Genomic DNA, 10632 nt, shown 5'->3' on the forward strand with positions numbered 1-10632 from the left:
ATTCACCTTCTTTGTAACTAAATATAAAACATATGCTCTTCTTGATAGTTATTGTCATCATAATCGACGAGGTCTTGTAAAGAAGTCGTTTCTAAAACGTCTTTTACCGCATCGCGTATTCTTTTCCATAATTCACGTTTTGATGGTTCTTCATCATCCATCTCTTCGACAGGTCGAATTGGACCTTCTAAAGTTTTAATAATATCTGCAGCAGTAATTAGTTTTGGCTCACGCGTTAATAAATAACCGCCTTTTGCACCTCTTACACTTTTTACTAACCCCTCATTTCTAAGAGGAGCGATTAATTGTTCTAAATAATGCTCAGATAAATCATACTCAGAAGCGATCGCCTTTAATGGAATCGGCTTATCTCCGTAATTTTTGGCTAAAGCAATCATAATGGTTAGACCGTATCGGCCTTTAGTTGAAATCTTCAATTAAAGCTCCTCCTTAAACGCTCATCTTTCTACATTAATCAGTATAACACGCTGTTGTGATTCTAAAGTAACATCATAATTTTTATAAATTACTGTAAAGATAAACTGTTAAAAACCATGTGACATTATAGCATGATGTAAGCCGTCATGCATTAGTTAAGTTTTATTATGGCGTGCTTTCTGCTTTAGTGTATTCAACTTGTCATACACTTGAGCCAACCGCTTTTCTTCACCAATTTCTTTCGGTGTATAATAACTGGCATCTTTCAACTTTTCTGGCAAGTATTCTTGATAAACCCAAGACCCTGTGTAATTGTGAGGATATTTGTATTCAATACCGTGCCCTAAATCTTTAGCACCGTGATAATGAGTGTCTTTTAAATGGTCAGGGATATCTGAAGTAATACCTTTTTGCACATGGGTTATTGCTTGATCTAATGCTTTATAAGCTGTGTTTGATTTTGGAGATAAAGATAATTCAACAGTCACTACAGATAGTGGAATTCTCCCTTCAGGTAATCCAAGTCGTTCAACTGATTCAATAGCAGGTAATACTCGTGAACAAAGTTGTGGATTCGCTAAACCGATATCCTCATAGGCAATGACGAGTAACCTTCTTGTAATAGCTTCTAGGTCGCCACCTTCTAACAGTCTAGCTAAGTAATGTAACGCGGCATTAACGTCACTTCCTCTAATACTTTTTTGGAAACTTGATAATAAATTATAATAAATATCACCTTTTTTATCGTGCGAAAAACCTTTATTACGGATGCAATAATTAACTGTATCTTCATCAACAACATAGGTGCCTTTTTCATTTTGGTCTGATGCAAAAACAATATCTTCTAATAAAGTTAATGCCGTTCTCGCATCTCCTGTTATAGAAGCAATTTGTTCTAATAAATGATCTTTTATATCAATGTTTAAATGGCCTAATCCTCTATACTGATCATTTAATGCTTTGTTCAGTAATGTTTTAACCGCTTCAGCTGATAATAATGATAACTGCTTAATTTGACCACACCTTGAGCGAATTGCGTTATTTACACTGTGGTAAGGGTTTTCTGTAGTTGCACCAATTAATGTAATAACACCTTCTTCCAAAGCTTTCAATAAATAATCTTGCTGGCTTTTATTAAATCGATGGATCTCATCAATAAATAAAATGGCTCCTTCACTCATTTTAGCTTTAGCAGTAATCTCTTCTATTTCTTTTTTACTAGAAGTTGTAGCATTAATCGCATAGAAATCTTGATTTGTAGATCCTGCTATGGCAAATGCTAGTGAAGTTTTACCAGTCCCAGGCTCTCCATATAAAATCATTGATGGGACATGTCCTTGTTTAATCATTTTATACAATGGTGTACTTTCATCAATTACGTCATCTTGACCGATCACATCTTCAATTGTTTCAGGTCTCATTCGGTATGCTAATGGCTCTTTAAAAAACATGTTAGAACTCCTTTTAGTCTTAACTCTTATATTATTTTACTATATTCAAAGGTGAATTGACGAATAATCACCTCTTATGTATAAAATAATAGCTTATTGCGCATGATAGAAATAGAAAACTATTAATTATACAAACATAAATGATTTAAAATGAAAGGATGAAAACATATGGTGAAAGTTCGTCAAGATGCTTGGTCTCACGAAGATGACCTATTATTAGCTGAAACTGTGCTAAGACATATAAGAGAAGGAAGTACACAGTTAAATGCTTTTGAAGAAGTTGGTGATCAACTGAATCGTACAGCTGCAGCATGTGGCTTTAGATGGAATGCTGAAGTTAGAAAAAACTATGAGAAAGCAGTAGATTTAGCGAAAAGGCAAAGAAAACAGAGGAAAAAAGCCCAACAACAAGGAAAGCCTCAACCGAGACGTACTGTACAGCCTGAAGTAAATCTACCAATGACAGCAGAAGAAACAGCAATGCCAGTAGAGGAAGCTCCATTGCCAGTACAAACAAATGAAGTATCTACTAGTGCTCCTTCTATTGACTCTATCATTCAGCAATTAAACCAACTGAAAACTTCAGATCAACTGAATGAACAAATCAATAGTGAGCTAGAAGCTTTAAAACATGAGAATGAAACTGTTCGAAATGAGAATGAACAACTAAAAGCGAAGGTAGAAGAGATGTCGCAGCAATACGCTAGCTTACAAGAGGATTATCAAACGTTCATTAACATTATGGATCGCGCTCGTAAGATGATGGTATTCGATGAAGATGAAGTAACGACACCATCATTTAAGATGGAGAAAAACGGTAATTTACAACAAATAGCTAAATAAAAAAGGTGGGTAAGGAACAAAACAAGTCCTTACCCTTTTTTATGGTTCAATTTCAAATGTGGTGGTGTAAAAATTTACACCATCCACTTATGATCCTTTTAACAAATATATTTATCATCGCTACATCATAATGCTTCGCTTTTATCCGCAGGGCACAAACATCCGCCGATAGCGAGTCGCAAACCAACGGCTCATTCATCAATCCGGGGTAGCTGTACAATTCACTTAAAAGGTAGGGTGTCTTTTACCTGAACCCCAACATTTGACTTAGAATCAAATTATTAGAACTAAAATAAAACACTAATCTCATTTGATTAGTGTTTTTCGACTTTATGTAACAATCCCAATTGTGCCGTCCCTCCGTATTGTTTTGAACCCGCTCAAGGCAGGTGGGTGTCCTGTTCCATATATCTTGTAAGTCCTTAACAAAGGCTTTTACGCAATATGGAAACGTCCGGACTCCCTACAATATAAGTGTTCGGTCAAAACTTATGTGGAGTAAGACGAACACATTAGGATTGAGTGGTTACTTTGTTATTTTGTAATTAAATCATAGCATGAAGCTAACATCGTTTCAAGTGCTAATGAGTAGTTCTATGGTAGCAATTTTTAGGTACTTTAGCCTTGATTATTTTCATATTTCGCGATACTTTGCAAGTAAAGCTCTTCTAATTGATGTTGATCAACTTGAGAAGGAGCCTGTGTTAATAGGTCTGATGCTGAAGCTGTTTTAGGAAACGCAATTGTGTCACGTAAATTCGTTTTACCAGCTAAAATCATCACTAAGCGGTCGAAACCTAGAGCAATACCTCCATGAGGTGGCGCACCAAATTCTAAAGCCTCTAGCAAGAAACCAAATTGCTCATGTGCTTCTTCTTTCGAGAAACCTAATGCTTCAAACATTTTTTCTTGCATGTCTTTCTTATAAATACGAAGTGAACCACCACCTAGTTCATAACCATTTAAAACAACATCATAGGCTTTTGCTTTAACATTAGAAGGATCTTCATGTAATTGGTTCATATCTCCTGTTTGGGGCATTGTAAATGGATGGTGTGCAGCATGATATCGTCCATCATCTTCATCATATTCAAATAATGGCCAGTCAGTAACCCATAAGAAGTTAAATTGGCTCTCATCAATTAAGTTTAAATCTTTACCTAATTTTGACCTTAAAGCACCTAAACTTGCTGCAACAACATCCGGTTTGTCTGCTACAAATAACAATAAATCATTTGATTCGCCGTTTAATGCTTCTAAGATTAATTGTTCCTCTTCTTCTCCAAAGAATTTCGCGATTGGTCCAGTTAGTGATTCACCATCGACTTTCATCCAAGCCAATCCTTTTGCTCCGTAAACAGAAACGAATTCTGTCAAATGATCAATGTCTTTACGAGAATACTGATCTGCATAGCCTTTAACGTTTATAGCACTTACTTTTCCACCTGATTCAACAGCTTGTTTAAATACTTTAAAACCACTGTTTTGGAACACACCGCTCATATTAACTAATTTTAAATCAAAACGTGTATCAGGCTTATCTGACCCATAGCGTTCCATTGCTTCATCATAAGTTATACGAGGGAATGGCAGTGTCACATCTAACCCTTTAACTTCTTTTACAACCGATTGAAGCATTTCTTCAGTCATTTGCATAATTTCTTCCTGTGATAAGAAAGATGTTTCAATATCAACCTGTGTAAACTCTGGCTGACGGTCTGCTCTTAGGTCTTCATCTCTAAAGCAACGGGTGATTTGATAATACTTTTCAAAACCTGATACCATAAACAACTGCTTAAAAATTTGTGGTGATTGAGGTAAAGCATAAAATTGACCAGGGTTAACACGGCTAGGTACTAAGTAGTCTCGTGCCCCTTCAGGTGTACTTTTCGTTAAAATAGGTGTTTCCATCTCAAGAAAGTCATTTGAGTTTAAATAATGACGGATCGCTTGAGCCGTTCTATGTCTTAAAATTAACGTTTCTTGCATTGGCTCACGTCGTAAATCTAAATAACGATACTTCAGACGTGTTTCTTCTGTTAAGTCTTTATGGTCATCTACTTTAATCGGTAATGCTTTCGATTCGTTAACAACAGTTACACCATCTACTAACACTTCAACTTCACCTGTCGCCATATTTTCGTTAATAGTTGAAACATCACGCTTTAGAACTGTGCCTTCAATTTCAACGACGTATTCACTTCTTAACTTTTCTGCTATTTGTAATGCTTCTTCATTATGTTCTGGACTGAAAACCGTCTGTACAATTCCAGAACGATCTCTTAAATCAATAAAAATTAACCCGCCTAAATCTCTTCGCTTTTGCACCCAACCTTTTAATTTAACTTTCTGGTCGACATGTCCTGTTCTAATATGTCCACAATGTGTACGTTCCATGATGATCCTCCTTAAACTGTCGTTTCTAACTGTTCGATAATTTTATCGAATTCAATTGTTTTTTGTTCACCTTCTACTAAGTTCTTAACGTTTGCAACACCATTGTTTACTTCATCTTCACCAATGATAATGGCATACTTCGCTTTATATCGGTCAGCCGCTTTAAATTGCGCCTTCATTTTCTTGTCTAGAAAATCTTGATCAGTTCTAAAGCCTGCTTTTCTAAGTTTATAAACTAAACTGGAAGCTGTGTACTTCGCTTCATCACCCATCGTAATAACGAAACAATCAAGCGCATGGCCTGTTTCAACTGTGATCCCTTCTGCTTCTAAAGCCATTAATAAACGTTCAATACTTAATGCAAAACCAATCCCTGAATTTTCAGGCCCTCCTAGGTCTTGAATTAAGCCGTTATAACGTCCACCACCAGATAATGTCGTAATCGAACCAAAGCCCTCAGCCTCACTCATAATTTCAAAAGCTGTATGTGTGTAATAATCAAGACCCCTTACTAACGTCTCATCGACTACATAAGAAATTCCCATTGCATCTAAATGCTTTTTAACTTCTTCAAAATATTGTGAAGAGTAATCATTTAAATACTCTAAAATTGAAGGGGCAGTGCTCATTGTTGGGTGATCACGGTCCACTTTACAATCGAGTAACCTTAAAGGGTTTTGTTCTAAACGCATTTGACAATCTGAACATAACTCTTCTTGATAAGGTTTAAAGTGCTCAACTAAAGCTTGCCTATGTGCTTCACGACTTTCTTTGTCACCTAAACTATTTAAAACTAATTTTAAAGATTTTAAACCTAGTACTTGATAACAATCCATTGCAAATGCAATGACTTCTGCATCAATTGCTGCATCAGCACTTCCGATTGCCTCAATGCCAAACTGAGTAAATTGACGTGTACGCCCTTGCTGCGGACGTTCATATCTGAACATTGGTCCTAAGTAATAAAGCTTTGTCGGTTGATCAGCATTACCGTGCATTTTGTGTTGTACGTAAGATCTTGCTACTGATGCCGTTCCTTCTGGGCGTAGAGTCAAACTTCTACCACCGCGATCTTCAAATGTATACATTTCCTTTTGTACGATATCTGTCGTATCTCCAACTCCTCGTTGGAACAGTTCAGTCCGTTCAAACATTGGAGTTCGAATTTCATCATAGTGATAAGTGTGAGCTAAACCTTTCAATGCATCTTCAACTACTTGCCATTGCTTTGTATTTTCAGGTAATAAGTCTTCTGTACCTCTTGGAACGCTAATGTTCATGTTAAAATCCTCCTTATATTTTCTAAGCTATTATGTGATCAATAAATATTAAAAATTTTACGTAAAATAAAAAACGCCCCTATCAAACTTTACGTTTGATAGGGACGAGACTTCACCCGTGTTGCCACCCTGATTAAAGCATATACTGCTTTCTCTTCATTATCATAACGCGATGACGCGATGAACACCTACTAATTATATATTGCTAATGTTCGATGTCATGCCTCCAGAATGTCTTTCATGAAAAGAACTGATAGGTTTATTTCCAGCCGTGATAAACCTTCTCTGAAATCGTTCAACTTTCACTACTTTTTCCTTCATAGGTTTTAATCATATTCAAATGTTTAATAAATCATATATAGTAATTAACAAATTGTCAAGTTACTTTCTATTTTTCTTTTGAATCTAATATTAAAGTAACAGGGCCATCATTTAATAATGTGACTTTCATATGTTCACCAAAGGCTCCGGTCTCTACAGGAACACCTAAGTTTGCCACTTCTTCATTAAACTTCTCATAAAGACCATTTGCTTGGTCAGGTTTTGCTGCGCTCATAAAATTCGGTCGTCTACCTTTTCGGCAATCTCCATAAAGTGTGAACTGAGAAATCGATAATACTTTCCCGCCGACATCTTTTACTGATAAGTTTAATTTGCCTTGTTCATCCTCAAAAATACGTAAGTTAGTCACTTTATCAGCAATATACTTCAAGTCTTGCTCATCATCTTCATGTGTAACCCCTAGCAGAACAACTAAACCTAATTCAATTGAACCAGTTAGTTCATCATTAGCCTCAACCGAACCTGTCGTAACACGTTGTATGACTGCTCTCATTACAAAATCTCCTTACTGTATCGTTCTTTGTACGGTAAATACGTCGCTTATATGTTTAATCCGATCAACAATTCGTCTTAAATGATCAACATTTTGAATTAGAATAGTTAAATGAATGACTGCCATTTTATTTTTGTCGGATTTACCTGTGACAGCGACAATATCAGTATTCGTTTCGTTAACGACTTGTAGAATTTCATTTAATAAACCATTTCGGTCGAAACCTGAAATTTCTAAATCGACACTATAGTTTTTACGTTGACGGTTGACACCTTCCCATTCTACATCAATTAAACGTGCCTCATCTTCGTTTTTAATGTTTGGACAATCATCACGGTGAACTGAAACACCGCGTCCTTTTGTAATAAACCCAATAATTTCATCACCAGGAACTGGGTTGCAACATTTTGAAAGACGAACCATTAAGTTGTCCACGCCTTTAACATTCACACCAATTCCGGTCGATTTTTTCTTAGTTTTCGTTTCTACTTCTTGTTGAGCTTCAATTAATGAATTTTCTAAATCAACTGGTTTTTCTTTCTCGATTAATTTTTCAGTTAAACGATTCGTTGCTTGTTGTGCTGTAATACCTTGATAACCAACTGCAGCATACAAATCTTCTAGCGTGTTTAAATGAAAACGACTTAATGCGTTTTGAATGTTTTCTTCAACTAGAACTGCTTTAGGTGAAAGGTCTAAACTTTTAATTTCTTTTTCAATCAGTTCTTTTCCACGCTCGACATTTTCTTCACGACGTTGTTTTTTGAAAAACTGTTTTATTTTTATTTTTAGCTTGCGACGTTTGTGTTATTTTAAGCCAGTCTTCAGAGGGGCCATATGAATGTTTTGAAGTTAACATTTCAACGATGTCACCCGTTTTAAGTCGGTAATCTAATGGTTCGATCTTACCGTTTACTTTAGATCCGACCGTTTTATTACCTACTTCTGTATGAATTCTATAGGCAAAGTCTAATGGAACAGAGCCACTCGGAAGTTCTATTACATCACCATTCGGTGTGAAGACGTAAACCATATCAGAAAAGAAATCAACTTTTAATGACTCCATAAACTCTTCAGCATCATTTGTTTCACTTTGCCATTCAAGAATTTCTCGGAACCACGCTAATTGTTTAGACATATTCTCTTGATCGTGATCTTGCCCTTCTTTATACGCCCAATGTGCAGCGATACCATATTCAGCAATTTCGTGCATCTCTTGAGTTCGAATTTGCACCTCAAGTGGATCACCTTTAGGACCAATTACTGTCGTGTGAAGAGACTGATAAAGGTTCGGTTTTGGCATTGCAATATAGTCTTTAAATCGCCCAGGCATTGGCTTCCAACAAGTGTGAATGATACCTAAGACAGCGTAACAGTCTTTAATACTTTTAACGATGACACGAACTGCTAGTAAATCATAAATTTCGTTAAAATCTTTCTTTTGAATAACCATTTTACGATAAATACTATAAATATGTTTCGGTCGTCCAGAGATTTCAGCTGTAATATTCACATCTTTTAATTGATCTTGAATCTCATTTATTACTTTTTCAATATAATAGACACGCTCATCACGCTTTTGCTTCATTAAGTTAACAATACGATAATATTGTTGTGGGTTTAAGTACCTTAATGAAATATCTTCTAGTTCCCATTTAATTGTGGATATACCTAAGCGGTGAGCTAAAGGAGCAAAGATTTCTAGAGTTTCATTAGCAATTCGCCTTTGCTTATGTTCTGGTAAATGGTCTAAAGTTCTGATATTGTGCAGACGGTCTGCCAACTTAATTAAGATCACGCGTATATCTTTAGCCATCGCAATAAACATCTTACGGTGGTTTTCTGCTTGCTGCTCTTGTTTCGATTTATATTTAATTTTACCTAGTTTGGTCACACCTTCAACGAGCGATGCTACTTCTTCACCAAACTCTTCTTTTAAATCATCATAAGTAATCCCAGTATCTTCAATGACATCGTGTAAGAAACCACTTGCAATCGTTGCTGGGTCCATTTCTAGATCAACTAAAATACTAGCAACTTGTACAGGGTGAATAATATATTCTTCTCCCGATTTTCTTATTTGACCTTCATGCGCTTCTTTGGCGTAATCATAGGCAAGCCTAAGAAACGTCGTATTTTCTTCATTTAAATAACGACTCGCATCTTGGATTACTTGTTCAATTGTTTTAGTTTCATGTTTAGCCATAACATCACCTAGGTGTTTCTAAAGTCAGATTTTTAACTAACTATAATAATAATTTGAATATTGTAAAGGAAAGTTAAACTATGTACTCAATAATTCAAATAAACTTGGCTGACCAAAATCTGGCCAGCCATTAAGCTTAATACTCCATTAAAGTTAGTATATCATAATCTTTTAGCTTTTCTCGACCGTTTAAATAACTTAACTCGATTAAAAATGCACAACCTACAACTTCTCCACCAAGTTGCTCAACTAAGTCGATTGTTGCTTCAACTGTACCACCAGTTGCAAGTAAATCGTCAGTAAATAACACACGTTGACCTGGTTTAATAGCATCTTTATGAATCGTTAAAGCATCTGTACCATATTCTAAACCATACTCCACTTTAATCGTATCCCGTGGTAGCTTTCCTTCTTTACGTACAGGTGCAAAACCTACCTCCAAAGCGTAAGCAACTGGACAACCTACGATAAAACCACGTGCTTCTGGTCCTACGATCACATCAACATTTTGTTCCTTTGCATACTCTACAATATCATCTATGGCTGATTTAAAAGCCGGACCATTATCCATCAATGTCGTAATATCTTTAAATTTAATACCTTTTTTTGGCCAGTCTTCTACAATCGATATATGTTGTTTATAATCCATGTACAACTTCCCCTTCCTTCGTTTGCAAGCACAACTTGCTCTCAATCCAATCCTTTAATTCTCCGTAGGTTGAATAGTACAACGTTTCTTCAACTTTCAACGCATCTTGTTTTCGCTTATACGTTACTGACTCATCTAACGGTTTAAACTCTACATCGTTTCTAAAAGTTATATCACCATTAGTTATTTTAACAAAGTTCAAGTCAAAAAACACTTCTAGCATGAAATCCAATTGCTCTAATGACCAATTTTTTGCTTCAGCAAGTTGAAATTTTTGTTCATTTTTAATGACTTGGTGTTTTTTCAATGTAACGTACAATGTCTTGAACGCATCCCTACTTGGAATAAATGAAAATAGATGATTATTCTCATTGTTAAAACATAAATAAATAGCTTCAAACTGTGTAAACTGAATAGCTTCTTCAAATGTCCCTAATGTTTCGGGTAAATCTAAGCAGACTAACTTGTTATATTGTTGTCGATCAAGTAACGTTAATTCACTATAATGATAATAATTTGCTTCTTTCTCAAAA

General features: G+C 35.7%; 8 protein-coding genes, 1 other RNA gene, 1 pseudogene and 1 other annotated feature. Of the genes and pseudogenes, 1 reads left to right on the top strand and 9 read right to left on the bottom strand.

Annotation, left to right across the window (positions count from 1 at the left end; all coding sequences use genetic code 11):
* Window positions 1-17: 17 nt before the first annotated feature.
* Complete coding sequence (gene cymR, locus A194_RS0102540) at window positions 18-437, bottom strand: cysteine metabolism transcriptional regulator CymR (protein WP_017185317.1); 420 nt, start codon at window positions 435-437, stop codon at window positions 18-20.
* Window positions 438-593: 156 nt separating this feature from the next.
* Window positions 594-1889 carry a replication-associated recombination protein A gene (locus tag A194_RS0102545; protein ID WP_017185318.1) on the bottom strand — a complete coding sequence of 432 codons (1296 nt, stop codon included), beginning with the start codon at window positions 1887-1889 and terminating at the stop codon, window positions 594-596.
* Between the two features lie 168 nt (window positions 1890-2057).
* On the opposite strand from A194_RS0102545, the gene A194_RS0102550 reads away from it, so the two are divergent.
* A complete protein-coding gene (locus A194_RS0102550) occupies window positions 2058-2732 on the top strand; it encodes an RsfA family transcriptional regulator (RefSeq protein ID WP_017185319.1) in 675 nt (224 codons plus the stop codon).
* Between the two features lie 336 nt (window positions 2733-3068).
* On the opposite strand, the gene ssrS is transcribed toward A194_RS0102550, so the two are convergent.
* The 7 genes and pseudogenes from ssrS to A194_RS0102580 all read right to left on the bottom strand — a co-directional run.
* Window positions 3069-3254, bottom strand: a non-coding RNA gene (gene ssrS / locus A194_RS19615) — 6S RNA.
* Window positions 3255-3350: 96 nt separating this feature from the next.
* A complete protein-coding gene (gene aspS, locus A194_RS0102555; protein WP_017185320.1) occupies window positions 3351-5129 on the bottom strand; it encodes an aspartate--tRNA ligase in 1779 nt (592 codons plus the stop codon).
* Between the two features lie 11 nt (window positions 5130-5140).
* A complete protein-coding gene (hisS, locus tag A194_RS0102560; RefSeq protein WP_017185321.1) occupies window positions 5141-6409 on the bottom strand; it encodes a histidine--tRNA ligase in 1269 nt (422 codons plus the stop codon).
* Between the two features lie 97 nt (window positions 6410-6506).
* Window positions 6507-6739, bottom strand: a binding site (T-box leader).
* Window positions 6740-6797: 58 nt separating this feature from the next.
* Window positions 6798-7244, bottom strand: a complete 447-nt coding sequence (gene dtd / locus A194_RS0102565; RefSeq protein ID WP_017185322.1) for a D-aminoacyl-tRNA deacylase — start codon at window positions 7242-7244, stop codon at window positions 6798-6800.
* A gap of 12 nt (window positions 7245-7256) precedes the next feature.
* A pseudogene (locus tag A194_RS17005) lies at window positions 7257-9450 on the bottom strand (RelA/SpoT family protein).
* 136 nt (window positions 9451-9586) lie between these two features.
* Window positions 9587-10099: an adenine phosphoribosyltransferase gene (locus tag A194_RS0102575; protein ID WP_017185324.1), complete on the bottom strand. Its 513-nt coding sequence runs from the start codon at window positions 10097-10099 to the stop codon at window positions 9587-9589.
* Window positions 10089-10632: single-stranded-DNA-specific exonuclease C-terminal domain-containing protein (locus tag A194_RS0102580; RefSeq protein WP_029424950.1), on the bottom strand; the 544-nt coding region annotated here is incomplete at its 5' end. The genes A194_RS0102580 and A194_RS0102575, both read right to left, overlap by 11 nt.

This window comes from Alkalibacillus haloalkaliphilus C5 (assembly GCF_000269905.1).
Classification (GTDB): domain Bacteria; phylum Bacillota; class Bacilli; order Bacillales; family Alkalibacillaceae; genus Alkalibacillus; species Alkalibacillus haloalkaliphilus_A.